At 72.5% G+C, this 26717-nt stretch carries 28 protein-coding genes; 18 read left to right on the forward strand and 10 right to left on the reverse strand.

Annotated elements, in window-relative coordinates; all coding sequences use genetic code 11:
• On the reverse strand, positions 1–281 hold a 281-nt coding region (locus ACLQ29_RS13480), incomplete at its 3' end, for a hypothetical protein (RefSeq protein ID WP_425771915.1).
• 92 nt (positions 282–373) lie between these two features.
• Between ACLQ29_RS13480 and ACLQ29_RS13485 the strand changes: the two genes are divergently transcribed.
• Entirely contained in the window at positions 374–952 is a 579-nt protein-coding gene (locus tag ACLQ29_RS13485; protein ID WP_425771916.1) for a TetR/AcrR family transcriptional regulator, read from the forward strand.
• Positions 953–1018: 66 nt separating this feature from the next.
• Here the strand turns inward: ACLQ29_RS13485 and ACLQ29_RS13490 are convergent, their stop codons facing one another.
• Positions 1019–1816 carry a hypothetical protein gene (locus tag ACLQ29_RS13490; RefSeq protein WP_425772042.1) on the reverse strand — a complete coding sequence of 266 codons (798 nt, stop codon included), beginning with the start codon at positions 1814–1816 and terminating at the stop codon, positions 1019–1021.
• Positions 1817–1896: 80 nt separating this feature from the next.
• On the opposite strand from ACLQ29_RS13490, the gene ACLQ29_RS13495 reads away from it, so the two are divergent.
• Together ACLQ29_RS13495 and ACLQ29_RS13500 are read left to right on the forward strand one after the other, a co-directional pair.
• Complete coding sequence (locus ACLQ29_RS13495; protein ID WP_425771917.1) at positions 1897–2841, forward strand: Ppx/GppA phosphatase family protein; 945 nt, start codon at positions 1897–1899, stop codon at positions 2839–2841.
• 75 nt (positions 2842–2916) lie between these two features.
• Entirely contained in the window at positions 2917–3723 is an 807-nt protein-coding gene (locus ACLQ29_RS13500; protein ID WP_425771918.1) for a sugar phosphate isomerase/epimerase family protein, read from the forward strand.
• 28 nt (positions 3724–3751) lie between these two features.
• Here the strand turns inward: ACLQ29_RS13500 and ACLQ29_RS13505 are convergent, their stop codons facing one another.
• From ACLQ29_RS13505 to ACLQ29_RS13515, 3 genes are read right to left on the reverse strand one after another with little or no spacing between them, the layout of a single operon-like run.
• Positions 3752–4339, reverse strand: coding sequence for a CGNR zinc finger domain-containing protein (locus ACLQ29_RS13505; protein WP_425771919.1), 588 nt, complete (start codon positions 4337–4339; stop codon positions 3752–3754).
• Between the two features lie 18 nt (positions 4340–4357).
• Positions 4358–5524, reverse strand: coding sequence for a glutathionylspermidine synthase family protein (locus ACLQ29_RS13510; RefSeq protein WP_425771920.1), 1167 nt, complete (start codon positions 5522–5524; stop codon positions 4358–4360).
• Position 5525: 1 nt separating this feature from the next.
• The gene (locus tag ACLQ29_RS13515) at positions 5526–5798 is read right to left on the reverse strand and encodes a hypothetical protein (RefSeq protein WP_425771921.1); all 273 of its coding nucleotides are present in this window, start codon (positions 5796–5798) and stop codon (positions 5526–5528) included.
• Between the two features lie 107 nt (positions 5799–5905).
• Between ACLQ29_RS13515 and ACLQ29_RS13520 the strand changes: the two genes are divergently transcribed.
• The 9 genes from ACLQ29_RS13520 to ACLQ29_RS13560 all read left to right on the forward strand — a co-directional run bounded on the left by ACLQ29_RS13520 (position 5906) and on the right by ACLQ29_RS13560 (position 14791).
• Positions 5906–6826 (forward strand): proline dehydrogenase family protein, encoded by a 921-nt coding sequence (locus ACLQ29_RS13520; protein ID WP_425771922.1) that lies wholly within the window; start codon positions 5906–5908, stop codon positions 6824–6826.
• 82 nt (positions 6827–6908) lie between these two features.
• Positions 6909–8198: a hypothetical protein gene (locus ACLQ29_RS13525; RefSeq protein ID WP_425771923.1), complete on the forward strand. Its 1290-nt coding sequence runs from the start codon at positions 6909–6911 to the stop codon at positions 8196–8198.
• Between the two features lie 42 nt (positions 8199–8240).
• Entirely contained in the window at positions 8241–9632 is a 1392-nt protein-coding gene (locus ACLQ29_RS13530; RefSeq protein ID WP_425771924.1) for an efflux RND transporter periplasmic adaptor subunit, read from the forward strand.
• A complete protein-coding gene (locus ACLQ29_RS13535) occupies positions 9629–10555 on the forward strand; it encodes an ABC transporter ATP-binding protein (RefSeq protein ID WP_425771925.1) in 927 nt (308 codons plus the stop codon). Before ACLQ29_RS13530 ends, ACLQ29_RS13535 begins: the two co-directional genes overlap by 4 nt.
• On the forward strand, positions 10552–11736 hold the full coding sequence (locus tag ACLQ29_RS13540) for an ABC transporter permease (RefSeq protein WP_393369913.1): 1185 nt from the start codon (positions 10552–10554) through the stop codon (positions 11734–11736). The genes ACLQ29_RS13535 and ACLQ29_RS13540 overlap by 4 nt, the downstream gene beginning before the upstream one ends.
• Positions 11737–11964: 228 nt before the next feature.
• Positions 11965–12174: a helix-turn-helix domain-containing protein gene (locus ACLQ29_RS13545; protein WP_425771926.1), complete on the forward strand. Its 210-nt coding sequence runs from the start codon at positions 11965–11967 to the stop codon at positions 12172–12174.
• A gap of 214 nt (positions 12175–12388) precedes the next feature.
• Positions 12389–12490 carry a 30S ribosomal protein bS22 gene (locus tag ACLQ29_RS13550; protein WP_007465623.1) on the forward strand — a complete coding sequence of 34 codons (102 nt, stop codon included), beginning with the start codon at positions 12389–12391 and terminating at the stop codon, positions 12488–12490.
• A 122-nt stretch (positions 12491–12612) separates the two neighbouring features.
• Positions 12613–13689: an NAD-dependent epimerase/dehydratase family protein gene (locus ACLQ29_RS13555; RefSeq protein ID WP_425771927.1), complete on the forward strand. Its 1077-nt coding sequence runs from the start codon at positions 12613–12615 to the stop codon at positions 13687–13689.
• Between the two features lie 244 nt (positions 13690–13933).
• Positions 13934–14791, forward strand: a complete 858-nt coding sequence (locus ACLQ29_RS13560) for a lysophospholipid acyltransferase family protein (RefSeq protein ID WP_425772043.1) — start codon at positions 13934–13936, stop codon at positions 14789–14791.
• Between the two features lie 6 nt (positions 14792–14797).
• On the opposite strand, the gene ACLQ29_RS13565 is transcribed toward ACLQ29_RS13560, so the two are convergent.
• The 3 genes from ACLQ29_RS13565 to ACLQ29_RS13575 all read right to left on the reverse strand — a co-directional run bounded on the left by ACLQ29_RS13565 (position 14798) and on the right by ACLQ29_RS13575 (position 17969).
• Positions 14798–15673 (reverse strand): HAD family hydrolase, encoded by an 876-nt coding sequence (locus ACLQ29_RS13565; protein ID WP_425771928.1) that lies wholly within the window; start codon positions 15671–15673, stop codon positions 14798–14800.
• Between the two features lie 172 nt (positions 15674–15845).
• Complete coding sequence (locus tag ACLQ29_RS13570) at positions 15846–16733, reverse strand: DUF5667 domain-containing protein (protein WP_425771929.1); 888 nt, start codon at positions 16731–16733, stop codon at positions 15846–15848.
• Positions 16734–17012: 279 nt separating this feature from the next.
• Positions 17013–17969, reverse strand: a complete 957-nt coding sequence (locus ACLQ29_RS13575) for an ECF subfamily RNA polymerase sigma factor, BldN family (protein ID WP_425771930.1) — start codon at positions 17967–17969, stop codon at positions 17013–17015.
• Between the two features lie 732 nt (positions 17970–18701).
• Between ACLQ29_RS13575 and ACLQ29_RS13580 the strand changes: the two genes are divergently transcribed.
• Complete coding sequence (locus ACLQ29_RS13580) at positions 18702–18956, forward strand: glutaredoxin family protein (protein ID WP_357253871.1); 255 nt, start codon at positions 18702–18704, stop codon at positions 18954–18956.
• 20 nt (positions 18957–18976) lie between these two features.
• Positions 18977–19639: an HAD family hydrolase gene (locus ACLQ29_RS13585; protein ID WP_425771931.1), complete on the forward strand. Its 663-nt coding sequence runs from the start codon at positions 18977–18979 to the stop codon at positions 19637–19639.
• On the opposite strand, the gene ACLQ29_RS13590 is transcribed toward ACLQ29_RS13585, so the two are convergent.
• Both ACLQ29_RS13590 and ACLQ29_RS13595 read right to left on the reverse strand, forming a co-directional pair.
• Positions 19620–20273 carry a response regulator transcription factor gene (locus ACLQ29_RS13590; protein WP_425771932.1) on the reverse strand — a complete coding sequence of 218 codons (654 nt, stop codon included), beginning with the start codon at positions 20271–20273 and terminating at the stop codon, positions 19620–19622. The two genes, ACLQ29_RS13585 and ACLQ29_RS13590, sit on opposite strands and share 20 nt — an antisense overlap.
• A gap of 53 nt (positions 20274–20326) precedes the next feature.
• The gene (locus ACLQ29_RS13595) at positions 20327–21628 is read right to left on the reverse strand and encodes a sensor histidine kinase (RefSeq protein WP_425771933.1); all 1302 of its coding nucleotides are present in this window, start codon (positions 21626–21628) and stop codon (positions 20327–20329) included.
• 368 nt (positions 21629–21996) lie between these two features.
• Between ACLQ29_RS13595 and ACLQ29_RS13600 the strand changes: the two genes are divergently transcribed.
• The 4 genes from ACLQ29_RS13600 to ACLQ29_RS13615 are packed head-to-tail and all read left to right on the forward strand — an operon-like array spanning position 21997 to position 26703.
• Positions 21997–22767 (forward strand): redox-sensing transcriptional repressor Rex, encoded by a 771-nt coding sequence (locus tag ACLQ29_RS13600; protein WP_425771934.1) that lies wholly within the window; start codon positions 21997–21999, stop codon positions 22765–22767.
• Positions 22764–24161: a glutamyl-tRNA reductase gene (locus ACLQ29_RS13605; protein ID WP_425771935.1), complete on the forward strand. Its 1398-nt coding sequence runs from the start codon at positions 22764–22766 to the stop codon at positions 24159–24161. The genes ACLQ29_RS13600 and ACLQ29_RS13605 overlap by 4 nt, the downstream gene beginning before the upstream one ends.
• Positions 24158–25126, forward strand: a complete 969-nt coding sequence (gene hemC, locus ACLQ29_RS13610) for a hydroxymethylbilane synthase (RefSeq protein WP_425771936.1) — start codon at positions 24158–24160, stop codon at positions 25124–25126. Before ACLQ29_RS13605 ends, hemC begins: the two co-directional genes overlap by 4 nt.
• Entirely contained in the window at positions 25123–26703 is a 1581-nt protein-coding gene (locus ACLQ29_RS13615; protein ID WP_393369944.1) for a uroporphyrinogen-III synthase, read from the forward strand. Before hemC ends, ACLQ29_RS13615 begins: the two co-directional genes overlap by 4 nt.
• The last annotated feature ends 14 nt before the right edge of the window (positions 26704–26717 follow it).

Below are 26717 nucleotides of genomic sequence, written 5' to 3' on the forward strand. Positions count from 1 at the left end.
CTGCCCGCGCTGCCCGCGCTGCCGGTGCTGCCGGTGCTGCCCGCGCTGCCGGTGCTGCCCGCGCTGCCGGTGCTGCCGGTGCTGCCGGTGCTGCCCGCGCTGCCGGTGCTGCCCGCGCTGCCGGTGCTGCCCGCGCTGCCCGCGCTGCCCGCGCTGCCTGCCCGCCCGCCTGCTTTGAAGGGTCCGCCCCATATCTGGGGCAGCTCTACAGGTGTCGCGGGGGGTGCACCCAGGACCGGACAGTGGACGCGCCAGAGGCGGTGGGACGCCAGGCGGGCCATGCCCAGGCGGTGCCGGCCGTTGACGCGGTGGGATTTGCAGACGGAACTGTCTGTAGGATCTGTGCCGCCACCAGCAGATCGAGGGAGTGTCGATGCCCGCGCCCCGCACCCCGGCCGGCTCGGCCCGGGACCGGATCCTGGACACCGCGTTCCGGCTGTTCTACGCGCACGGGCCGCGCGGCGTCGGCGTGGACACGGTGATCGCCGAGTCCGGCGTGGCGAAAGCGACGCTCTACAAGCACTTCCCGCGCAAGGACGATCTCGTGCTGGCGTACCTCGATCGGGTTGACCAGGCATGGTTCGGCGCGTTGCGGGCGGCGGCCCGGGACGCCGGCGACGAGCCGCGCGACCAGTTGGTCGGAATGTTCGACGCCCTGGTCGGTGCCTGTCGCCGGGACGGTTACCACGGCTGCGCGTTTCTCAACACCGCCGCCGAGTCACCTGCGGGCGGGCCGGTGCACGCCCGGACGGTCGAGCACAAGACAGTGGTTCGCGCCTGGGTGACCGAGCTGGCCCGGCAGGCCGGCGTAGCCGAACCGGAACTGCTCGCCCGGCAGCTCACCCTGTTGCTCGACGGCGGGCTCGCCAGCGGTGTGCTGGACGGCGACCCGGCGATCGCCGAGGCGGCTCGGCGCAGCGCCCGCACCCTGGTCGACGACGCCCTACGCTGACCCGCCGCCGAGCGCTCGACGAGGCCGGCGTCCCTGATCCCCACGCCGACTCTGCTACCAGATCTGCTAAATCTGGTCAGCGGGGTGTGGGGCGACCATGCCCTGCTTCGTCCGGGCCGCGCACAGCTCGGCCAGCCGCTCGTACGCGGCAGCGCCGACGAGCGCGGTCAACTCCGGGGCGTACGACAGGTACATCGGCTCGGCGCCGACGTGCGCGTCCGTCGAGGAGGTGCACCACCAGTCCAGGTCGTGCCCACCGGCGCCCCAACCGCGCCGATCGAACTCGGAGAGGGTGGAAACCAGCACCTTGGAGTTGTCCGGCCGCTTGACCCAGTCCTGATCCCGGCGGATCGGCAGCTGCCAGCAGACATCCGGCTTGTATTCCAACGGGTGCACGCCGTCGCGCAACGCCTGGCCGTGCAGAGCGCAGCCACCGCCGCCGGCGAAGTCGGCGTCGTTGAGGAACACGCAGGGACCGTCGGCGCCCTGGGTGGCGGTGCGGCGGGCCGGGTTCTTGCCGTCGATGGTGTCCTCGTCGGTCCAGTTCTTGAACCCGCGCCGAAAGTGCTGCCACGTCGCCGGGGTGAGCCGCTTGACGGCGTTGCGGACCCGCTTCTCGTCGTCCGAGTCGGTGAAGAACGCCCCGTGCGAGCAGCAGCCGTCGGCGGCCCGGCCGGCGATGATGCCGTGACAGCCCTTGCCGAAGATGCAGGTCCAGCGGGAGAGCAGCCAGGTCAGGTCGGCGCGGATCAGGTGCGTCTCGTCAGCGGGGTCGGTGAACTCGATCCACTCCCGCGGGAAGTCCAGTGGCACCTCACGGCTGCGCGGGTCGCCTGGGTCGTCCACCAGCACACGGAGCTCCATCGTCACCCGGCCCAGCGTACGCGCGGTGACGTCCGCAGGCCGGCGAGCCGCGCAAACCAGTTGCACCTAGGGTCTTCACCATGCGACTGGGTGTCCTCGACGTCGGATCCAACACGGTGCACCTCCTCGTGGTGGACGCGCACCACGGCGCGCACCCGTGGCCGGCGCACTCCGAGAAGGTGGTGCTCCGGCTGGCCGAGCAGATCGGCCCCGACGGCGCGCTGACCGAGGCGGGTGCGGACGGCCTGGTCAAGGCCGTGGGCATGGCCAAGGCGGCGGCCACCGGCCTGGCGGCGGACGACCTGATCGCCTTCGCCACGTCCGCGGTGCGCGACGCCACCAACGCCGCCGAGGTGCTGGCCCGGGTCCGGGACGAGACCGGCGTACGGCTCGCGGTGCTCTCCGGCGCGGACGAGGCGCGGTCGACGTTCCTGGCCGTCCGGCGGTGGTTCGGCTGGTCGGCGGGGCGGCTGCTGGTGCTGGACATCGGTGGCGGCTCGTTGGAGATCGCCGCCGGCATCGACGAGGACCCGGGCGTCGCGATCTCCCTGCCGCTCGGGGCCGGCCGGCTGACCCGGGAGCGGCTGGGGGTCGACCCGGCCAGCGCGGCCCCGCCGTCGGCGGAGGCCGTCGAGAAGCTCCGGGAGTACGTGGACGGCCGGCTGGACAAGGTGGTCGACCAGATCACCCAGGTCGGTTGGGACCGCGTGGTGGCCACCTCGAAGACGTTCCGGACCCTGGCCCGACTGGCCGGGGCGGCCCCCTCCGGCGCCGGGCTGTGGGTGCGGCGCAGCCTGACCCGGGCGGGCCTGCGGCAGGTCATCGGGTTCATCCGGCACATCCCGCCGGCCCAGTTGATGGAGCTGGAAGGGGTCAGCGCGGGTCGGGCGCACCAACTCCTGGCGGGTGCCGTGGTCGCCGAGGCGGTGATGCGTCGCCTGGATCTGGACTCGCTGGACATCTGTCCGTGGGCGCTGCGCGAGGGCGTCATCCTCCGTCGACTCGATCAACTCGAACCGATCTGACCCGGCGGCCGGTTTCGGGTGGTTTGCCGGTGCTCGTCGCAATGACGACAGCGCTGCCGGGCTACGCTGGCTGATGTGACTTCCCGCGTTCCCGTGCTCCTGTCCAGCTCGTCGGTCTTTCCCGAGCCGACCGCGGCGGCCTTCCAACTGGCCGCGGCACTCGGCTACGACGGGGTCGAGGTGATGGTCTGGACCGACGTGGTCAGCCAGGACGCGGGCGCGCTGCGCGGCCTCTCCGCGCACTACGGCACGCCCGTGCTCTCGGTGCACGCGCCCTGCCTGCTCGTCACCCAGCGGGTGTGGAGCCCGGACCCGTGGGAGCGGCTGCGCCGGGCCGCCGAGCTGGCCGAGACGCTCGAGGCGCCGACGGTGGTGGTGCACCCGCCGTTCACCTGGCAGCGGGACTACGCGCGCAACTTCACCGAGGGGTTGGCCACGGTCGCGGACCGGTTCAGTGGGCTGCGGTTCGCGGTGGAGAACATGTACCCGGTGCGGATGGCGGGTCGGCAGTTCGTCCCGTACGTGCCCGGATGGGATCCCACCGACACCGGCTACCCGTCGTACACCCTGGATCTGTCGCACTGCGCGGCCTCGCACAGCGACCCCCTGGAGATGGCCGACCGGATGGGCGCCGGGCTGGCGCACGTGCACCTGGGCGACGGCACCGGCGAGGGCCGCGACGAGCACCTGGTGCCCGGGCGCGGCACCCAGCCCTGCGGTGAGCTGCTCTCCTCGCTGGCCGGGCGTGGCTTCACCGGGGCCGTGGCGGTGGAGGTCGCCACCCGGGGCGCGAAGAGCCGCGCGGTACGCGAGGCGGACCTGCGTGCCGCGCTGGAGTTCGCCCGTCAGCACCTGACCGCGGCGTCCCCGGTCGACGCCTGACCACGTCCGCCCGCGACGGGCGGCGGTGTCAGCTGACCGGTGAGAGCGAGTCCACGGCGCTCGTCGGCTGCGCGGCGACCGGCACCTGTTCACCGACCGCCGCCCGTTTGCGGGCCCGGTGCGCCGCCACGTGCGAGCGGGTGGCGCAGCGCTCCGAGCAGAACCGCCGGCAGCAGTTGGACGACGTGTCCAGGTAGACGTTGCCGCACCGCTCGTCGGCGCAGACCCCGAACCGGGCACTGCCGTACTCGCAGAGCCAGACCGACAACCCCCAGACCGCGCCGGCCAGGTATTCGGCACTGACCGAGGCGCCCCGGCTGGTCACGTGCATGTGCCAGTCGCTGGAGTCGTGCCCGGAGATGCGCGGCTGCACCGGGAAGGCCTCGAGCAGCGCGTTCAGCTCGGTGACAGCCTGGCCGTCCCGCCCCGAGGTGCCGTACTCGAAGACGTCGCGCAACCGTTTCTGGGCTCGCCGGAAGATCGCGACGTCCCGGTCCGCGACCTCGTCGCGCATCCAGGCGTTCTCGTCGGGGAAGAGGGCCCGCAGGTCGTCGAGGTCGTCCAGGCGGGCGTTGACCAGGTCAACGCCGGTCCGGGCGTACGCGTCGAAGTTCACGCCCCAACGGTAGACGACTCATGGGGTGCGTGCCGCGTCGATGTAGTGCGGCAGGAACCTCGCGTAGCCGTCGGTGATCAGACTCGCGCTCTCCCGCACGCCCACGCCGGCCGACTCACCGTCGACGATCCAGCTGCCCAGCACCATCCGGTTGCCGTCGAACTGCGGCAACGCCCGGAACTCCTGGTAGCACCAGCCCTCGTCCCCGTAGATCCCCGGATTGGTGATCTCCTCGTCGGCGGTGACGATGCGTACCGAGCCGCCCTCCCGGCCGAGCAGCGGCTTGGCCACGTACTCCGTCATGCCGCGCGGCGAGTCGAGGTAGGCCGGAAGGAGCAGTTCGTGGTCGGGGTACAGCTCCCAGAGGACCGCGAGCAGTGCCTTGTTGGACAGCAGTAGCTTCCACGCCGGCTCGATCCAGGTGGTCGGGGTGCCCGGGGCCAGCGCCGCCGGCCCGTACGGCTCGGCCAGCATCCACTCCCACGGGTAGAGCTTGAAGCACGTGGTCACCGGACGGTCGTCGGCGTCGACGAAACGCCTGCCGTCCCAGCCGATCTTCTGGATCGGGAGCAGCTCGACGTCCAGGCCGGCCTGGCGGGCGGTCTCGGCGAGGTAGCCGGCGGTCACCTGGTCCTCGCCCGACTCCTCCTCGTTCGACCAGAGCACGTGCACCCGTCGGTCGTGCAGCCCGGCCCCGATCTTGGCCCAGGCGCCGACCAGTCGTTCGTGCAGGCTGTTCCACTGGTCCAGCTCCGGCCGGGTCTGCTCCAGCCAGAACCACTGGATGATGCTCGCCTCGACGAGCGCGGTGGGGGTGTCCGCGTTGTATTCCAGCATCTTCGGTGGCCAGGTGCCGTCGTACGCCAGGTCGAAGCGCCCGTAGAGGGTGGGTGGGGCCTCCCGCAGCGACCGGGCCACGGCGTCGGCCGCCCACTCCGGGATGCCGAACTCGGCGTACCGGCGGGTGGCCACCACGTGCTCGGCGGCGGCCACCGACATCCGGTGCAGCTCCTCGGTGGCCTCCTCCAGCCGCAGCACCTCGTCGAGGTCGAAGGCGTACGCGCCGGTCTCGTCCCAGTACGACATGATCCCGCCGTCGGGCAGCTCGGTGTCGACGTAGACCAGACCCTGCGCCCGGATGGTGGCGTCCCAGTCGGGTCGGGGCGTGACCTTCTCGCGGCGCACCTCAGCCGCCGCAGGACGCGAGGTGGGTGCCGAACCCACCACGATCGGGCAGGGTCGCCGTGGTCGGCTCCGGGGTGGCGCGGCCGGCGGCCGGGTCGGGGACCCGCATCGCCAACGCGACCGTGTCGCCGCCGCCGACCGGCCCGAGGGCGCAGTCGTCGTCATCGTCGTCGTCAGAGGTCATGTTGCAGCCGGAGAGGGCGAGCGCGAGAGCGGTGAGCGCGCCGAGCTGCACGGAGGCCGACCGTAGCCGGCGGCGGGGGCGTTGGTCCACTGCATCGTTGTAGCCGATGGGCGCCACCGCCGCCGCCCCGCCCCCGGGTCCGGGCGACCCTCCCCGCCCCTCGGCGGGGGTCCTGGCAGGGGCGATACGCTCGGTTCATGCTCCGTTCCGTCATCCTCGCCGCCTCCCGGTCATCCCAGGTCGAGCGGCTCGTCGCGACCGCCCCGTACACCCGGGACGTCGTTCGCCGGTTCGTCGCCGGCGCCACCACCGACGACGCGTTGCGTGCGACCCGCGAGCTCGTCGACAACGGTCTCGCGGTCACCCTCGACCACCTCGGTGAGGACACCGTCACCCCCGAGCAGGCCATCGCCACCCGGGACGAATACCTGAAGTTGCTGAAGATGCTCGGCGACGCCGGGCTCACCCCGCCCGCCGAGGTGAGCGTGAAGCTCTCCGCTCTCGGACAGATGTTCGACGAGCAGTTGGCGTACGACAACGCGCGGGCGATCTGCACGGCGGCGGACGCGGCGGGCACCACCGTCACCCTGGACATGGAGGACCACACCACCACCGACTCGACGCTTGAGGTCCTCAGCCGGCTGCGCAAGGACTTCCCGTCGACCGGGGCCGTGCTCCAGGCGTACCTGCGCCGGACCGAGTCGGACTGCCGGGAGCTGTCCTCGGCCGGGTCGCGGGTGCGGTTGTGCAAGGGCGCGTACAAGGAGCCGGAGTCGGTGGCGTACCAGTCGGCCCGGGAGGTCGACAAGTCGTACGTCCGCTGCCTGAACATCCTGATGTCCGGCGACGGCTACCCGATGCTCGCCACCCACGACCCTCGGATGATCGCGATCGGCGAGGACCGGGCCCGCTGGTTCGACCGGGGCCCGGAGCGCTTCGAGTTCCAGATGCTCTACGGCATCCGCCCGGAGGAGCAGACCCGCCTGGCCGGCGAGGGCTACACGGTGCGCACCTACGTCCCGTACGGCGACGAGTGGTACGGCTACCTGATGCGCCGGCTCGCCGAGCGCCCCGCCAACCTGGTCTTCTTCGGCCGCGCCCTGATCTCCAAGAAGTAGTCCCCCCGGTTCGGCCGACGGACCGGACCGATCGGCCGGGGCGGCTTCGCCCCGGCCGGCGGATGGTCGTACCCTTCGGCGGGTGACTGACGGGGTGCAGCAGCCAGCACCACGGCGGCTCTGGCCGCTGTGGACGGTGCTCGTGGTGGTCGTCCTGCTGCTGGGCTGCGGCCTGCCGGCGCTGCTCGTCGTCGGCGTGATCCGAGAGGGTGGCGCCCGGTCCACGATCAGCCGGGCCGGGGCCTCGACGGCCGACGACCCCGCCACCGCCGCGGCCCGCGAGCTGACCGACCGGATGACCGCCCAGCTCGACAGGCAGTCCGCGGCGCTGCTCGGCGGCGACCGCGCCGGCTTCCTCGCGATCGCCGAGCCCGCCGTGCACACCGAGCTGCGCCGACGCTTCTCAGCACTCCGCGAGCTGAAGGTGACCGTCTGGCGGGCCGAACCGAGCGGCCTGCCCGCGCCGATCGTCGGCAAGCCGGGGGAGTGGCGGCTCCTGGTGCGCTTCCAGTACTGCTTCGTCGCGCCGAACTGCCGGCCCAGCCCGGTGCTGATCGGCACCCGCTGGCGGGAGAACGGCGACCAGCCCCGGTTGGTGGCCATGGAGGAATCCAAGTCGGTGGAGACCGGCACCCGGCCGTGGGAGGTCAGCGACCTGGCCGTGGCGATCGGCACGCGGACCATCGTCGCCACCACTCCGGCGCTGCGCGGCAAGCTGCCCGGCCTGCTGGCCCAGGCCGAGGCGGCGGCCAAGGTCGCCGACGGGTACGTGGTCGCCGGCCCGCCGCCGGACCGCTACCGGATCTTCTACGCCGGCCGCGCCGAGTGGAAGCGCTGGTACGGCGGTGACCGGCCGGGGTGGACCGGCGGTTACGCGGTGACCGTGGGCGGCGGTCACCACGAGGTGGTGCTCAACGCCGACGGGCTTCCCAGCAGCGGCACCGACGACCTGCTCCGACACGAGTTGACTCACGCGGCCTCACTGCCGGAACGCGGCTACCCCGGCAAGACCACCTGGTGGCTGGTGGAGGGGCTGGCCGAGTTCGCCGGTGCCGGGGGCCAGGCGGTCGACAGGTACGAAGGGCTCGCCGAGGTGCGCAAACTGGTCCGGGCCAGGTGGGACGGCAAGTTGGCGGGCGTCAACCCCGCCGACGACGCCTCCGCCGAGCAGGTCGCCGGCAGCTACGGTGTCGGCTACCTGGCCGTCCGGCACCTCGTCGACAGGTACGGGCCGCAGCGGTTGCTCGCCTTCTTCAAGGCTGTGGTGCACGAGCGCAAGACCCTCGACGTGGCCGCCGAGGAGGCGTTCGGCGAGCAGTGGTCGACGCTGCACGACGAGTGCGTCGCCTATGTCCGCGCCGCCACCGCCTGACGTGCTCGCGGGTGGCGCGACGGTGCGCCGTACCATCGATGGGTGCGCCGCCCTCAGTCACCTCGGCCGGGCAGCACCATCCGGCCTCGCCTGCTCGTCGCCCTGACCGCCGTCGCCGTCCTCACCTTCACCACCGCCGCCTCGTGCGGCGACGACGACCACGACCTCGCGCTGGCGTCGGCGGCCCGCAACCCGGTCAGCGAGCTGATCGATGCCCCGGCGACGGTGACCGCCCGCGCCGCCGCGACCCTCACCGCTCCCGCCGACGGCACGCTGAGGAGCCTGCGCGTCCAACCCGGACAGCGGGTGAAGAGTGGTCAGGTCCTCGCCGTCGTCGACTCGCCCACGGCCCAGCAGCGGCTGCGTCAGGCGAAGGAGGCGTTGGACGCGGCGAAGCGCGCCGGTCGGGGTGTCTCCACCGGCAACCTGACCAGCAGTCGACGTGGCACCGACAGGGCGGCGGACGAGGCGTTCGACGCCACCCGCAAGGCCGCCGAGAAGATCGCCGACCCGCAGGTGCGGGACGCCCTGCTGACCCAGGTGACGTCCGCGCAGCGGCAGTACGCCGCCGCGGCGCGCAGCGCCGACCAGGCCGTCCGCGCGGTGCAGCGGGGGATCAACGGGCTGAGCTCGGCCGTCGGGGCGCTCTCCGCGGCGCAACGGCTACAGGCCCAGCAGGCGTACGACCTGGCGAAGGCGACAGTCGACGCGCTGACCCTGCGCGCGCCGATCGCCGGCATCGTGCAACCGGGCGGCACCCGGGCCGGCGGTGGCCCGAGCGGTGGCCTCGCGGGGCTGTTGGAGCAGGCCGGTGGCGCCCAGGCGGGCGGCATCGACCCGTCCGTGTTGACGCCCGGCCAGGGCGGGCCGCCCGCCGGGGTGGACGACGCGGTCGCGGTCGGCGGCCAGGTCACCGCCGGCACACCCGTGCTGACGGTTGTGGACACCGGGCAGTTGGGGTTGCTCGCCGAGGTGGACGAGACCGACGTGCTGCTGGTCCGGGCCGGCGTGACCGCCACCGTCGAGTTGGACGCGGTAAGCGGCGCCAGTTACGACGCGACGGTCCGCTCGGTGGACGTGCTGCCCACCAACTCCGCCCAGGGCGGGGTGACCTACCGGGTGCGCCTCGCGCTGGGCGCCGGAAAGCTGGCCGAGGGCGCGCCGGCTCCGACGCCCCGCCCGGGCATGAACGCGATAGTGCACCTGCGGGTCCGTGAGGCCGCTGACGCGGTGACCGTACCCGCGTCGGCGGTGTTCTCCGCCGACGGCCGGGACGCGGTCTGGGTGGTCCGGGACGGCCGGGCCGGTCGGGCGGCGGTCACCGTGGGCGTCCAGGGGTCGGATCTGGTGCAGATCCTCAACGGCGTGCAGCCTGGCGACCGGATCGTGGTGCGCGGCACCGACCAGGTGCGTGACGGCCAGGAGGTGCGGTGACCGACGCCCCGCGCGCGATCGAGGCGGTGGAGGTGTCCCGGACGTACCAACTGGACGGGGTGTCCGTCGAGGCGTTGCGCGGGGTGTCGCTCGTCGTGCGAGCGGGCGACTACGTGGCCCTGGTCGGTCCGTCCGGCTCGGGCAAGTCCACGCTCATGCATCTCCTCGGCGGGCTGGACCGGCCGACCGGTGGCCGGTTGGTGATCGGCGGTCGGGACGTCAACGCTCTCGCGCCGCCGGAGATGGCCGCCCTGCGCAACGAGACGATCGGTTTCGTCTTCCAGGCGTTCCACCTGCTGCCGCGTACCTCGGCGGTGGAGAACGTGGCCCTTCCGCTTGTCTACCGGGGTGTGCCGGCGCGGCAGCGTCGGGAGCGGGCGGCGGCGATGCTCGGCCGGGTCGGCCTCGGGCACCGCCTGGACCACCGGCCCAACCAGATGTCCGGCGGGGAGCAGCAACGGGTGGCGATCGCCCGCGCGCTTGTCACCGAGCCGACGGTGCTGCTGGCCGACGAACCGACGGGCAACCTGGACAGCGTCACGGGCACGGCGGTGCTGGAGCTGTTGGAGCAGTTGAACGTGGAGTCCGGGGTGGCGCTGGTGATGGTCACCCACGACCAGGAGGTGGCGGCCCGAGCCCACCGGCGGATCACGATGCGCGACGGAGTGGTCGTGGCGGACAGCGACACCCCTCATGATCGACCGCCGTCCGTCGACACCTGTCGACCTGCGACACTGGTCTCCGCTCCCAGCGCGGAGCCCCGGTCCGCGTCCGGAAGCGGCCCGGGGCACCCGTCCGGTGGCTCCGGTGGCGCCGCCGGAGCCACCGGGCGCCTTCCGCGGGAGGCCGACCCGGACCGGCCCGAGGTCGAGCGGCCCGAGGTCGAGCGGCCCGAGGTCGAGAGGCCGGGAGGCGCGGCGTGAGGGTCGCCGAGGCGTGGCGGGTGGCGCTGGACGCCCTGCGGGCAAACCGGTTGCGCAGCGCGCTGACCATGCTCGGGGTGATCATCGGGGTCGCCTCGGTGGTCCTGCTGGTGGCCATCGGCACCGGCACCAAACAGAAGGTCGAACAGCAGGTCGAGGGCCTCGGCTCCAACCTGCTGCTGGTGGTCCCCGGCCGGATCGAGGTGGGCAACGCGCCGGTCGTCTCGCCGTTGACCCTCAAGGACGTCGACGCCGTCAGCCGGGTGGTTGGCGACCCCGACCTGGTGGCGGTCACCGTCGCCTCCGGAGCGACCGCGCGGGCCGGTGCCCGTTCCGATTTCACCACCGTGCAGGGGGTGCTGGAGACCACCCCGACGGTGTTCACGCGGTCGCTGGCCCGGGGCCGCTATCTCACCCGCACCGACGTGGACACCAGCCGGCGGGTGGCGGTGCTCGGCGACGCGGTGGCCCGCACGCTCTTCCCCGACCGGGATCCGCTCGGCCAGCAGGTGACGCTGGCCGGGGTGCGGTTTCGGGTGATCGGCACCTTCGCGCCCCTCGGGCAGAGCCTCGGCGTGGACCGGGACGACGAGGTGCACGTGCCGGTGACCGCCGCGCAGCGGCTCTGGGGCACCCAGCGGGTGGACGGCATCGCCGTGAAGGCCCCGGACCGGGAACGGATCGACGAGCTGGGCGAACGGATCGTCGCGGAGCTGAACCGCCGCCACCCGGACACCGAGTTCAGCGCGGTCACCCAGCAGCAGATCCTCGGTGTGCTCGGCGACATCCTCGGCATTCTCACCGGCGTACTCGCGGCTATCGCCGGCATCTCCCTGCTCGTCGGCGGTGTCGGGGTCTCCAACATCATGCTGGTGAGCGTGCGGGAGCGGACCCGGGAGATCGGGCTGCGCAAGGCCGTCGGGGCCCGCCCCCGCGACATCGGTGTGCAGTTCCTGCTGGAGGCGGTGCTGCTCACCACGATCGGTGGGGTGACCGGGATGGCGCTGGGCGTGGGCACCGCCCTGCTGATCGACGGGCTGTCGCCGATCCCGGCCGCGATCACCTGGTGGTCGTTGGCGCTCGCCTTCGGGGTGTCCGCGGTGGTGGGCATCGTCTTCGGGGTCGTCCCCGCGCAGCGCGCCGGCCGACTCGACCCGGTGGTCGCGCTGCGCGCCGAGTGAACAGCGTCGGAGCAACGGCGGCGTCGGAGCAACCGGACGCCGGGCGCGGGTGGGGAGATTCCGGGAGTGTGGATCGGGTGAACGGCGAGAAGAAACATGATCAGTTGTACGAAGGGATCGCGCCGGTCACAGCCGCCCCGCTACCGTACTGGTAACACGCGCGTCGCCGCCCGGCCCGGAGCATCCGTCGGGTTGGCACGCGCCGGGCATGGGATGGGTTGGTGAGCCATGGCCGGGTCACAGTCCGAGGGGCGGCTGTCGGAGGTCAGGTTCCTGACCGTCGCGGAGGTGGCGACGGTCATGCGGGTCTCGAAGATGACTGTCTATCGCCTGGTGCACAGCGGTGAGCTCACCGCCGTCCGGGTCGGCAGGTCGTTCCGGGTGCCCGAGCACGCGGTGCACGAATATCTCCGGGGCGCTTTCCAAGAGACCGCCTGAGTCGTCGTTCGGCTTCCCAGGTGCCGTCCAACCGGCATCGACGGGGGCGCGTTGGTCCGGCTGAGGCGCTCCGGCTACCCTGGAGCCCGACCGAGACCCCACCGGTGCGCCCCGCCGCCCAGACTGGTCCGGTCCGTTGTCCGCAAGCGGTCGCCGTCGCCACCTGCGTGGTGTCATCCGGTCCGCCCCGCACGTTGTATCGAAAGGCTGTCGTATGGGCTCGGTGGTCAAGAAGCGCCGTAAGCGCATGGCTAAGAAGAAGCACCGCAAGCTGCTGCGTAAGACCCGCGTCCAGCGTCGCCGTCTCGGCAAGTGATCGCCGCCGGGCTCCGTGCCCGGCGTTCGGCGGCACTTGCCAAACTGTCGACCCCCGGAGGCTCAGGTGATCAGGCCGTGGTCGTCCCGGCTCGGTCCATCCTGCCGGGGTAGGTGCGTCAGATGACCCCCGGTGGCACCTCAGGTGCTCCGGGGGTCGTCCTCGTCACCGGGGTAGGCCGCTACCTCGGTGCACACGTGGCGGCCCGACTGGCCGCCGACCCGCGTATCGAGCGGGTCATCGGCGTCGACGCACCGGACTCCGGCACCGAGTTCAGCGACCTGCTGGACCGGGTCGAGCGGATCCGCGTCGACCCGGGCTCGCTCGGTGGCCTCCTCGCCGACCTGGACGTCGACGCCGTCGTGCACCTCGCCCTGGTCAGCTCTCCCGACCCGCAGCACGGTGGCCGGTCCGCGATGAAGGACCAGAACGTCATCGGCACCATGCAGCTCCTCGCCGCCTGCCAACGGGCACCCCGGCTGCGCAAGCTCGTGGTCCGCTCGTCGACGGCCGCGTACGGGGTGTCGTTCCGGGATCCGGCGGTCTTCACCGAGGAGACCGAGCCCCGCGAGGTGCCGCGCGGCGGTTTCGGCCGCGACATTCTCGACCTTGAGGGGTACGTCCGTGGCTTCCGGCGCCGCCGGTCCGACGTCACCGCGACGGTGCTGCGCTTCGCCCCGTTCATCGGCTCGACCGCCGACACCACGTTGACCCGCTACTTCGCTCAGCCGTTCGTGCCGACCGTCTTCGGCCGTGATCCTCGGTTGCAGTTCCTGCACTTCGACGACGCGTTGGAGGTGCTGCACCTGTCGATCGTGGAGGACCATCCCGGCACCTACAACGTCGCCGGTCCGGGGGTGCTGTCGCTGTCGCAGGCGATCCGGCGGGCCGGTCGGGTTGCCGTACCGGTGTTGGAACCGGGTCTCTCCGGTGCCGCCGCGCTGGCCCGCAGCATGGGCTTCGGCCGTTACGGCCTGGACCAGGTCGACCTCTTCGTGCACGGCCGGGTGGTCGACACCAGCCGGCTTGAGCAGGAGTACGGCTTCACGCCCCGCTCCACCGCCAAGGCGTTCGAGGACTTCATCCGCGCCCACCAGGGCGGGGTGGTCGTCACCCGAGGTCAGTTGGCCGTCGCCGAGCAACTCGTCCTGGACGGCATCCGGCAGGTCCGCTCCGCGGTTCGGGAGCGGTCGTCGTGAGCGCGAGGAGTGAGCCGGTTTTGCGAGCCCCGCAGTCGCGAACCAGGGTGGCGTCGTGAGCGCGAGGAGTGGGCCGGGGGAGGGGCGCGAGCCGCAGGGGATCGGGCGTTTCGACGTACCGCGGCCGCCCGCGATGGACGTGGAGCCGGCGCGGCGTAACGGACATCGACCGGCCGCCCAGGTCGCGCCGACCCCAACCCCGACGCCGGCCGACTCTCCGGCTTCGGGCGGCACCGAGCCGGCGGTGCGGGACCGGCCGGGGGACCACTGGGACCGCAAGGTCGCGAACGGCCTGGCCTTCCTGCGGCGGCGCCTCTCCGGCGACTACGAGGTCGACGAGTTCGGCTTCGACTCGGAGTTGACCGACGCGGTCTTCCACCCCCTGCTGCGGCTGCTCTACCGGGACTGGTTCCGCACCGAGGTCAGTGGCATCGAGCACGTGCCCGTCGACGGACCCGCCCTGGTGGTCGGCAACCACTCGGGGACTGTGGCGCTGGACGCGTTGATCCTCTCGGCGGCGCTGCACGACAAGCATCCGGCCCACCGCTACCTTCGGCTGCTCGGCGCCGACCTGGTCTTCCGGATGCCTGTGGTGTCCGAGTTGGCCCGCAAGACCGGTGGCACGGTGGCCTGCAACCCGGACGCCGAGCGGCTGCTCGGCGGCGGCGACCTGGTCGGGGTGTTCCCCGAGGGTTTCAAGGGGATCGGCAAGCTCTACGCCGACAGGTACAAGCTGCAACGGTTCGGTCGGGGCGGTTTCGTCTCGGCGGCGCTGCGCACCGGCACCCCGATCGTGCCGGTCGCCATCGTCGGCGGCGAGGAGATCTACCCGATGCTCGCCGACATCAAGCCCCTGGCGCGGCTGCTCAAGCTGCCCTACTTCCCGGTCACGCCGACCTTCCCGTGGCTCGGGCCGCTGGGCATGGTGCCGCTGCCGAGCAAGTGGCTGATCGAGTTCTGTCCGCCGATCCCGACCGCGCACCTGACCGACTCGGCGGACGACCCGCTTGTGGTCTTCAACCTCGCCGACCAGGTGCGGGAGACCATCCAGCAGACCCTGCACACACTGCTGGAGCGACGGCCGGACCCGTTCGGTCCCTGAGGTTTCTCAGCCTGCGCGGCGGCGGCGCTGCAGGGCCAGGCCGGCGGTGACCGCGCCGACGACCAGTCCGGCCGCCGCCGTCGACGGTACGGCGATCTTGACCGCCCGGCGTCCGGTGCGGAAGTCCCGTACCTCCCAGCCGTGCTGGCGTGCCTGCCGCAGCAGGGCGCCGTCCGGGTTGACCGCCACCGCCCGGCCCACGGCGGAGAGTAGCGGCAGGTCGTTGGCCGAGTCGCTGTACGCCGCGCAGCGGATCAGGTCGAGCCCTTCCACGGCGGCGAGCTGGGTGACCGCCTCGGCCTTCGCCGGCCCGTGCATCAGGTCACCCACCAACCGCCCGGTGTACGCCCCGTCCACCACCTCGGCCACCGTGCCGATGGCACCGGTCAGGCCGAGCCGGGCGGCGATCACCCGGCCGATCTCCACCGGGGCGGCGCTGACCAGCCAGACCCGCTGGCCGGCCGCCAGGTGCCGTTGCGCGAGTTGGTGGGTGCCGGCCCAGATCCGGGGAGCCATCGTCTCGTCGAAGATCTCCTCCGCGAGGTGCTCCACGTCGTCGACCCGCCAGCCCTCGACGAAGGCCAGCGCGGCCTCCTTGGCCAGGGACATGTCGCCGGCGTGCTCCCTGGCCAACAGCCGGAACCGCAGTTGCTGCCAGGCGAAGCGGGCCAGGTCGGCGGTGGTGAAGTAGTTGCGGGAGGCGAGCCCACGGGCGAACCAGTAGATCGACGCGCCCTGCATCATCGTGTTGTCCACGTCGAAGAAGGCCGCAGCGGTCGGGTCCGGTGCGGGGGTGATGGCCGGGGTCAGGTCGGTCTCGGCCCAGCCCGCGGTGTGCCCGTGGGCGTCGGTGCTGACCGTCACCTTACGGCTGCGCGCCACTCGACTCCCTTCCTCACCAGTAACGACGGATGCCCCAGGGCGTGTCACAACCCCTGGCCGGGGCTTCTGACAGACGCCCTAGCGAGGGTAGCCGCCGCGCACGGCCGACCGGCCGGGCACAGAACGAACTGTGGCGAGGCCGGTCGGATGTGCGGTATAGGGGGTGGGGAGGTCAGCGAGCCCCGGGGCAGGCGCTCGGGTGCGGGCCGAGGGTGTCGCTTGCGGTCGGGGCCGGCAGGCCGCAGGCGATCGCCGCGCGCAGCGTGTCGGAGCGTTCCCGGATGCTGTCCAGTAGGCGCAAGGACCGCTGGGTCCGTTCCCGGTCGACGCGGGTGCTCCCGTCGAGCAGACCGCTGACCGCCCGGCGTTGGCTGGTGACGAACGTGTTGAGCGTGTCCAGGCTGCCCGGCTCCGCCCGCTGCGCCGCCGCGGTGGTCAGCAGGCGGACACCCTGCCGGGTGTCCGCGTCCATGTCGTCGAGGACGGCGCTGTAGCCGATCCGGTCGCCGCGCAGCTTGGAGGCCTCGCCGAGTCTGGTCCGGGCGAAGTCCAGGAAGAGTTGACCGCGGCTGATGTCGGAGCTGGCCAGGGCGAGCTGGGCCCGTTCGGTCGAGCGCTTCATGCCGTACAGCGCGTCGCCGGGTACCGCGTTCTCGCTGGCGGCGGAGATGCCGGAGACGGCGATGGCACCGGCGGCGATGCCGACCAGGATCGCGCCCCGGGCTCGGGCTCGCCGGGCGGTGACCGCCGGCAGCAGCCGCCCCCGGACGGTCGTGGCCGGACGCGTGGCGGCAGGTTCGCCGGTCGCCGGCGCGGTGCCGAGCCCTTCCCGTTCGGCGGTGGCGAGCAGCATCGCCCGTAGACCGGTCCGGAAGTCCTGGTCCACCTCGACAGCCGGGGGGTCGGTCCTGATCCGTTGGCCCACCGCGACGAGGGGCGCGAGCTGACTGTCCACCCGGGCTCGCACGTGGTGTCGCCGAGCGCCGTTGGCCTCGTCGAGAAGCTGCGCGAAGCGCTCGGCGCGCCGGCGGGAGAAGAGGATGTCGTCCACCGCAGGCACCTCCTCTCCCTGGTCACGGCCGGTCGGCCGCCGTCATTGCCGGGGACCGGGCGGCAGTGTGACACCACGGAGGTGAGGCGCCGCCGGCTTGCCGGTCGGACCTCGGTGCCCCGGCCTGCCGGGACAACCACCGGTCGCACCCGGAGAAACGCGGCGGACCGGGCACGGGTTACGGGCCTGGCGGGGCGGAAATTACAGAAAGTGATCGTCGTCACCGGGCGGGACCGACCCTGAGCTGCACGGACGTCGATCGACGTCCATCGGTCCCGCCGCCACAATCTACGGCTGAAAGCCGTCCGGAAGCAGCCGGGCCAGGGCGCGTACGGCGCGGTACTGGAGGGCCTTGATGGCACCCTCGTTCTTGCCCATCGCGCGGGCCGTCTCGGCGACCGAGAAGCCCTGGAGGAAGCGGAGCACTATGCACTCCTGCTGCTCCGGGTTGAGCTGCTTGACGGCCGTGAGGAGCGCGACGTTCGTGATGTGTTCCACCACCGCCGCCTCCGGGCTGCCCTCCGGCCCCCGGTCCTCCCGATCGGCGTCGAGCACGTCACCCGTGGTGACCTCCAGCCGGTACCGGCCCGACTTGAAGTGGTCCGCGACCAGGTTGCGGGCGATCGTCACCAGCCAGGCGCCGAGGTCGCGGCCCTGCCAGGTGAAGCTGCCGATCCGCTTGAGCGCACGCAGGAAGGTGTCCGAGGTGAGATCCTCGGCGAGTTGGCGGTTGCCGACCCGGAAGTAGATGAACCGGAACACGGTGTCCACGTACCGGTCGTAGATCAGACCGAACGCCTCGGACTCGCCGGCCTGGGCACGCTCGATGAGCGTCCAGACCTCGGTGGCCGGGTCGGACGGGTCCGGGCGGCTCGGGAAGCCGGTCGGGGTGGTGGCGGTGGTGGCCGGCACCACCGGGATCACCGCCGTCTCGCCCGCCGCCGGATCGGTGGTCACCGTCGGTGTGTCGCTGACCCGTCGACCCTGCGCCGGCATTGTCGGTCGGGGTGGCACGGCGACCCGGCCGCCGGTTGGCCGCGCGTTTCCGCCGGGCACCACGGGCCGCGGCGGCGGCTCGTTGTGGTGTGGCCGGCTGCGGGTGCGTTGGGTCGAGCCGTCGCCCCGCACGGCGGCGCCGTGTGGTTCGTCCAGCGGGGCACGGGCCGTCGGTCTCTCGTTGACGTGTGAGCGTGCCGGCTGGCCGGTCAGGCCGACCGGGCGTTCCGCGTAACCGAAGGTGGTCATCGAGTTGCCCCCGTCCCGTCGGTCGCCGGATGGGCCGGTCTGTGCGTTGTCGGGGCGGACCGACCGGGCAGCCGGTCGGGCAGGACGGTCGCGGGGGTTGCCGATGGGCGGCAAATCCCCTGGAGGTGCTGGTCCAATGCGCTAACAGGCACGGGGGCCTCCTCGGGCTGAGGGGTGTCGACTCACGGCAAAAGGGGTGAGCCGACCCGAGTGATAATAGGGCCAACGTCACCCGCGCGTGGCAAGTCCGTTACACAAGGCGGAAGTATTTCCCGCTCCGTTCGACCACTGCCGGACCGGTTGTCCGTCGTGTGCGATTGACTTTCCGTCGACCCGGTGTTCCTCGGTGGATGCCCTGGTCGCGGCCGGTCGCCCGTTCGGTTGACCCGATCGCCGCGGGTGGCCGTGCGAGCGTGGCCGAAACGTCTGCGGACGACGCCGCCCATCCCATCGGCGGGACTTGATCGGATCGCCGATGGCACATCGGACAGTCCCGTAGACGGGACGCTGCGGTCGCGCGGTCCGAGCACCTGTCCCGACCGCCGGTCGTGGCCGGTCGCCGGCCGCTGTGCCAGACTTGATCACCGCGCAGACCGAGTCGGCGGTACCGGGTGTGCCGCATCCGCGAACCGGCGAGACTGTGCGGGCGTACGTGGTGGCGGCGTCGGCGCGACCGGTGCCCATGCCGACCGACCTGCCGGCGAGCGCCGAAACCCCAGACGGAGGTAAGCGATGTCCAGTGACGCCCGGCTCGCCCTGATCACCCGACCCGGCTGCCACCTGTGCGACGACGCCAAGGCGGCACTCGACCGGGTGGTGGCGGTCACCGGCGACAAGTGGGTCGAGTGGGACGTCACCGACGACGAGGGGCTGGAGAGGGAGTACGGAGACCGACTGCCGGTGGTGCTGCTCGACGGCAAGGAGCACGGCTACTGGCGAGTCGAGGAGGACCGGTTGCTGCGGGACCTGACCACGCCACAGCTCTGAGGAGTGCCTATGGTGCTCTGATGACCTCCGCGCCGCCGCACCTCGTCTGGGACTGGAACGGCACCCTGCTCAACGACCTCAGCCTGGTGGTGTCCGCCACGAACGTCGTGTTCACGAGCCTTGGTGGGCCGACGGTCAGCCTGGCTGAGCACCGGGTGCGGTTCCGTCGGCCGATCGCCGAGTACTACGCCGAGGTGCTCGGGCAGGCCGTCGACGACGACGAGTTCGGCCGACTGGACAAGATCTTCCACGACGCGTACCGCACCGGTTTGACCACCTGTGAGCTGGCGGCCGACGCGCGCGCCGCGATGGCCGCCTGGCCGGGCAGCCAGAGTCTGCTCTCCATGTGGTTCCACGAGGAGCTGGTGCCGACCGTGCACACGTACGGGTTGACCGGCCACTTCACCCGGGTCGACGGGCTGCGGGCCACGGTCGGCGGCGGCCGCAAGGCCGAGTCGCTCCGGTCGCACCTGGCGGAGCTGGGCGTGGACGGCGCCTCGGTGGTGCTGATCGGGGACTCCATCGACGACGCGGACGCCGCGCTCGCGGTGGGCGGCCGTGCGGTGCTCTACACCGGCGGGTTCACCGACCCGGCCCGGTTGCGCGCTTCCGGTCACCCGGTGGCCGACACCCTCACCGACGCGGTCGACCTGGCGCGGGAGGTCAGTTCCGCAGGTAGGTGAGGACGGCCAGCACCCGCCGGTGCTGCTCGGTGTCCGGCGGGAGGGTGAGCTTGGTGAAGATGTTGCGCACGTGCTTCTCGACCGCGCCGTCGCTGACCACCAGGGCACGGGCGATGGCCGTGTTCGAGCGTCCCTCGGCCATCAGGGCGAGCACCTCACGCTCGCGGGGGGTCAGCTCGCGCAGCGGGTCGTCGCGGCGGCGTCGGGCGAAGAGCTGGCCGACCACCTCCGGGTCGAGCACCGTGCCGCCGGCCGCCACCCGGCGCAGCGCGTCCAGGAACTCCTCGATCGCGGCGACCCGGTCCTTGAGCAGGTAGCCGATGCCGCCGCCGGCGCCGCCGGTGGTAGCCAACAGATCATCGGCGTACGAGACCTCGACGTACTGGGAGAGCACCAGGATCGGGGTACGCGGCACCAGCCGGCGTGCCTCCACCGCCGCCCGGAGTCCCTCGTCGGTGTGCGACGGCGGCATCCGGACGTCGACGATCGACACGTCCGGTTGGTGCTCCACCACCGCCTTGACGAGCGCGTCGCCGTCCCCGACGGCGGCCACCACCTGGTGCCCACTCTCGGTCAGCAGCCGGACCAGCCCCTCCCGGAGCAGGACGGCGTCGTCGGCGATCACGATGCGCATGGCTGTGTTGTCTACCACGTCCGGCCGGTCATGTGTGCGCGGCGCGGGACTGATCACAGCGGTAGCTCGGCGCGGATCTCGGTGGGGCCGCCGACCGGGCTGATCACCGCCAGCTCGCCGCCGGCGGCCCGGACCCGGTCGGCGATGCCGGCGAGTCCGTGCCCCTTGGCCAGGTGTGCGCCGCCCTGCCCGTCGTCGCCCACCCGCACCTGGAGGTGGGCGCCCTGCCGGGCGACGGCCACCACGGCCTCGGTGGCCCGTGCGTGTTTGGCGACGTTCGTCAACGCCTCGGACACCACGAAGTACGCGGTGTTCTCCACCGCCGGGTCGAGCCGCCCGCCCGGGGTGCCGAGCTGCGGGTCCACCTGGAGTTCGATCGGGATCAGCCCGCGCCCGGCGATCGCGGCCAGGGCGCTGGGCAGACCCCGGTCGACGAGGATCGGCGGGGCGATGCCCCGGGACAGCGCCCGCAGCTCGGCCAGCGTGTCCCGGGTCTGGGTGACGGCCTCGTCGATGGTCAGGCCGGCGGCCTCCGGGTCGGAGGCGAGCTGCATCCGGGCCCGGCTGAGGTCCATGGCCAGGCGGACCAGGCGCTGCTGGGGGCCGTCGTGGATGTCGCGTTCCAGTCGGCGCAGCGCGGACGCCTCGGCGGACACGGCGGCCCGTTTCTGCTCCTCCAGCACCGTGATCCGGTCGCGCATCTCGGCCACCCCGGTCAGCATGGCCTTGGCGAAGCTGGCCTGCAGCAGCGCGCAGCCCCGGACCACGATCGGGAGGGTGATCAGGAAGAACACCCCGAGCGCGGTGTTCAGACCGATCCGGGCGGTGGTCGAGTCGCCGAGGCCGAGCAACTGCGCCAGGTCCTGGTCCTCGCCTGCCGGTCGGGGCAGCGCCCAGTCGTACACCCAGTAGAGCGAGCCGGCGATCGCGGCGGCCCACCAGATCACGGTCACCAGGAAGGTGGCCGCCGCCGCGACCAGCCGCAGGATGCCGTGTGCCAGGTCGAGCCAGGACTGGGCGTCCCGCATCGGCACGAAGATCCGCCGCCAGGCGTTCGCGCCCGCCTCGGGCAGCCGGTAGTGCGGCCGGATCCGGGGTTGCCGGAGCACCGCGGGCAGCCGCAGCCGTTCGATGTCGGCCAGCCCTCGGGCGGTGTACAGGGTGCCGCTGAGGATCGGCAGACCGATAACCGTCACCACCAGGCCGATGCCGACCGCGGTGCCGACGATGAGGACGACGAAACTGGCCACCGCCAGGGGTAGACCGAGTAGCACGTAGCCGGAGTCGACAAAGAGTTGGCGGGGAATGCTCGGTGCCAGCGTGGGTTGGTCGCTGGTGGCGGCAACGGCGGTCATGGGAAAAGGCTAGGCATTGCGGCTTCCGATCCCCATCCCGAAGCCCTGCCTCTCCCCCGTAGTGCTGCCCCTACCACCTGCGGAGCGACACTGTGAGGCTCGGCGCGGGATTGGTCAGAGAAGTCGGGATTGAGCAATAATTGGCCGGGCGGCGCGGGCGAAAGTCGCTAAATCGATCTTGCGGAATGGGGGTGCTGGTGGAGTCGCGGCGCGCAGCGACAAGATCGCGATTTGTGCACGTCTTCACAAGCGCCTACTCTGTGACTCCGACGCGCCCTGCTAGCACAGCCGGCAATCTCGGTCGCCAGCGGGAGTCCATAAGCGGCCGACCAGCGGAGTTGGCCGAGGATCGCACCGCACGGAGTCTCATGAGTCAGCACCGTCACCCAGGCGCGCCCGGCCGCGCCGGTGCCGTACCAGCGCTCCCGGATCTGCCCGAGGCCACCGTCGCTCGGCTTCCGGAATATCTGCGCGCGCTGCACAACCTCGCCGACACCGGGCACGAGACGGTCTCCAGCGAGGAGCTCTCTGCCGCCGCCGGCGTCAACTCCGCCAAGCTCCGCAAGGACCTCTCCCACCTCGGCTCGTACGGCACCCGGGGCGTCGGCTACGACGTCACCCTGCTGATCGAGCAGATCGAGAATGTGCTCGGGCTCACTCACCGCCGGGCGGTCGCCCTGGTCGGGGTGGGTAATCTCGGTCACGCTCTGGCCGGTTACGACGGCTTCGCCGGCCGGGGCTTCCGGATCGCCGCACTGCTCGACGCCGATCCCTCCCGGGTCGGCGAAGAGATCAACGGCCTGGTAGTCCGGCATGTCGACGAGCTGGCGACGGTCGCCGCGGAGGAATCGCTCGCGATCGGCGTGATCGCCACCCCGGCCGCGGCCGCCCAGCAGGTCGCCGACCAGCTCGTCGCCGTCGGCGTGACGAGCATCCTCAACTTCGCGCCGTGCGTACTCTCGGTGCCGGAGGGGGTCGACGTGCGCAAGGTCGATCTCGCCATCGAGCTGCAGATTCTGTCCTTCCACGAGCACCGCAAGGCGTCGCTGACCGCGCTGCCCGCCACCGGCGGGTCCGCTCTCACGGCCCTGCCGGGCGGGTTCGCGGCCACCGACACCCAGGAGGCGATCGGCACGTGAAACTGCTCGTCGTCGGCGCGTCCTACCGGACCGCCCCGGTCGCCACGCTGGAACAACTGGCCGTGCCTCCCGCCGACCTCACCCGCACCCTTGATCGCCTGATCGCCCAGCCCTACGTGGCCGAGGCGGTGATCGTCTCCACCTGCAACCGGGTGGAGGTCTACGCCGCCGTGTCCGGTTTCCACGGCGGGCTCGGCGACGTGTGCGCCGTCCTGGCCGATCAGGCCGGCAGCTCGCCGGCGGCGCTCGCCAGCCACCTGTACGTGCACTACGACACCGCCGCCGTGGACCACGTGTTCCGGGTCGCCACCGGTCTGGACTCGATGGTGGTCGGCGAGGCGCAGATCCTCGGCCAGTTGCGCGACGCGTACCACTGGGCCACCGGTGCCGACTCGGCCGGCCGCCTGCTGCACGAGCTGATGCAGCAGGCGCTGCGGGTCGGCAAGCGGGCCCACGCCGAGACCGGCATCGACCGCGCCGGCCAGAGTGTCGTCACCGCCGCGCTGGAGCTGGCCGCCGGGCACCTCGACGGCGACCTCGCCGGCCACCCGGCCCTGGTGGTCGGCGCCGGCGCGATGGGCTCACTCGGGGTGGCCACGCTGTCCCGGCTGGGCGCCGGCCCGCTCACCGTGAGCAACCGGGGCGCCGACCGGGCCGTCCGGCTCGCCGAGTCGTACGGGGCGAGCGCCGCTCCGATGACCGAGCTGGCCGACACCCTCTCCACAGTGGACATCGTAGTGGCCGCCACCGCGTCCACCGAACCGGTCCTCACCCGAGCGGTGGTCGGCGCGGCGCTTGCCGAACGGGACCCGCTCCGGGGCCCGCTGGTCCTGCTCGACCTGGCCGTCCCGCGCGACGTGGAGGACGGTGTCGCCGAGCTCCCCGGCGTCGAGGTGATCGACATCGACCGGATGGCGGCGCTGCTCGCCGACGGTCCGGCCGCCGCGGACGCCGCCGCCGTCGAACGGATCGTGCTGGGCGAGGTGGAGAGCTTCCTCACCTGGCTGCGCGGCGCCGACGTGGCACCCACCGTGGCCGCGCTGCGTGGCCGGGCCGACGACGTGGTCACCGCCGAGCTGCGCCGGCTCGCCCAGCGTCGCCCCGACCTCGGCGACGACCTGCGCGCCGAGGTGGCCCGCACCGTGCACCGGGTCGTGCAGCGGCTGCTGCACCAGCCCACCGTCAAGGTCCGCCAGTTGGCCGCGGAGCCCGGCGGCGACCAGTACGCGGCCCTGCTGCGCGAGCTGTTCGACCTCGAGGTGCCGCAGACCTCTCCGGTGGACACCGTGCCGGACGTGCTGACCCCCGACCTCGGCATGGCACTGCCCGGCATCGACCCGGTGTCCGGAGCCGACGCCGCCGAGCCCACCCCACCCTTCGGAGGTGCGCGATGACCGCCCCCCTGCGCCTCGGCACCCGGGGCAGCACCCTGGCGATGGCCCAGTCCGGCCAGATCGCCGAGGCGCTGACCGCCGCCACCGGCCGCCCGGTCGAGCTGGTCGAGGTGGTCACCGCTGGCGACCGTTCCAACGCGCCGGTGCATCGGCTCGGCGTCGGGGTGTTCGTCTCCGCGCTGCGCGACGCGCTGACCGCCGGGACCATCGACTTCGCGGTGCACTCCTACAAGGATCTGCCCACAGCTGCCGCCGCCGGGCTGCACATCGCCGCGGTGCCGGCGCGGCTGGACCCGCGCGACGCGCTGATCGCCCAGGGCGGCCGGACGCTCGCCGAGCTGCCGCCCGGAGCCACCGTGGGCACCGGCGCGCTGCGCCGGATCGCCCAGTTGCACGCGCTCGGGCTGCAACTGGAGGTCACTCCGATCCGCGGCAACATCGACACCCGCCTCGCGCGGGTGCTCGGCCCCGAGGCCGACCTCGACGCCGTCGTCCTGGCCCGGGCCGGCCTGGCCCGAATCGGTCGGGCCGACGCGATCACCGAGACGCTGGACCCGATGCTGATGCTGCCCGCGCCCGCCCAGGGCGCGCTGGCCGTGGAGTGCCGGGTCGACGACAACGACCTGGTCGAGCTGCTCGCGACGCTCGACCACGCACCGTCGCGTTCCGCGGTCACCGCGGAACGCGCGTTTCTGGCAACCCTGGAGGCCGGGTGCTCCGCACCCGTCGCCGCCTACGCCGAACTCGCCGAGGGCGACGACGGCGATGAGATCTACCTGCGCGGGGCGGTGATCAGCCCGGACGGCACGCGTGACCTCCGGCTGTCGCGCACCGGAACGCCCGCCGACGCGGCGGAGATCGGTAAGGCACTCGCCGCCGAACTCCTCGACCTCGGCGCCGACTCGATCCTCGGCCACGAAGGACACACCGGCCCGGGGACCCAGCAATTTGGGAGCACAGAATGACCCGCACCCGTAAGCCCGTCGGCCGTATCGCGTTCGTCGGGGCTGGCCCCGGTGACCCAGGGCTGCTGACCCGTCGGGCCCACGACGCCCTGGTCGACGCCGACCAGGTGATCTACGACCGGGGAGTCCCGGAGTCGTTGCTCGCCGTCGTACGCGCCGAGGCCTCCGACGATGCCGAGTTCACCCCCGCCGAAGGCGCGCCGGGGGACGTGGCGAAGGTGCTGATCTCCGCAGCCCGCTCCGGGTTGAACGCGGTGCACCTGGTCGCCGGCGACCCGTTCGGCCACGACTCGGTGGTCAAGGAGGTGCAGGCCGTGGCCCGCACCGCCGCCCACTTCGAGGTGGTGCCAGGTGTCGGCCAGGCCGAGGGTGTGGCCACCTACGCGGGTGTTCCGCTGCCGGGTGTGCGTACCGCAGCCGACGTCGAGGACGTCAGCGCACTGGACTTCGAGGCGCTGGCCGCGGCCGTCGGGCGGGGTTCGCTCGCGCTCGCCGTGGACGCCGGCGACCTCGCCGCCGTCCGGGACGGGCTGCTCTCCGTCGGGGTCGACGGCACCACAGGCGTCGGCGTGACCGGCGACGGCACCGGTGAGACCCAGTACACGACCACGTCGACGGTGGACAGCTTCGTGGCCGCCGCGCTCGGCTTCACCGGCCGGGTGGTGCTCACCGTCGGTGTCGGGGTGGGTCAGCGCGACAAGCTGAGCTGGTGGGAAAACCGCCCGCTGTACGGCTGGAAGGTGCTCGTACCCCGGACGAAGGAGCAGGCCGGCGCGATGAGCGCACGGCTGCGGGCGTACGGGGCGATCCCGTGCGAGGTGCCGACGATCGCGGTCGAGCCGCCGCGAACCCCGGCGCAGATGGAGCGGGCGGTCAAGGGCCTGGTCGACGGCCGGTACGCCTGGGTGATCTTCACATCGGTCAACGCGGTCCGCGCGGTGTGGGAGAAGTTCGCCGAGCACGGCCTGGACGCTCGGCACTTCGGCGGCGTCAAGATCGCCTGCATCGGTGAGGCGACGGCGGACGCCGTGCGCGCGTTCGGCATCCAGCCGGAGCTGATCCCCGCCGGGGAGCAGTCCTCCGAGGGTCTGCTTGCCGAGTTCTCGCCGCACGACGAGATCCTCGACCCGGTGGGCCGGGTGCTGCTGCCGCGCGCCGACATCGCCACCGAGACGCTCGCCGCCGGGCTCACCGAGCGCGGCTGGGAGGTCGACGACGTGACCGCGTACCGGACGGTGCGGGCCGCGCCGCCGCCCGCCGAGATCCGGGACGCGATCAAGTCGGGCGGGTTCGACGCTGTCCTGTTCACGTCATCCTCCACCGTGCGGAACCTGGTCGGTATCGCCGGGAAGCCGCACGCGCGTACCGTTGTTGCCGTCATCGGGCCCAAGACGGCGGAGACCGCGACGGAGTTCGGCCTGCGGGTCGACGTGCAGCCGCCGCACGCCTCGGTGCCCGACCTGGTGGAGGCGCTCGCCGCCTACGCCGTCGAGCTGCGCGAGAAGCTGGCCGCCATGCCGGCGAAGCAGCGCCGCGGCTCGAAGGTGCAGGGCCCGACCGCCCTGCGCTTCCGGTAGTCGTTCGAGGAGGG

It is taken from the genome of Micromonospora sp. DT228 (assembly GCF_049841595.1).
GTDB lineage: Bacteria > Actinomycetota > Actinomycetes > Mycobacteriales > Micromonosporaceae > Micromonospora.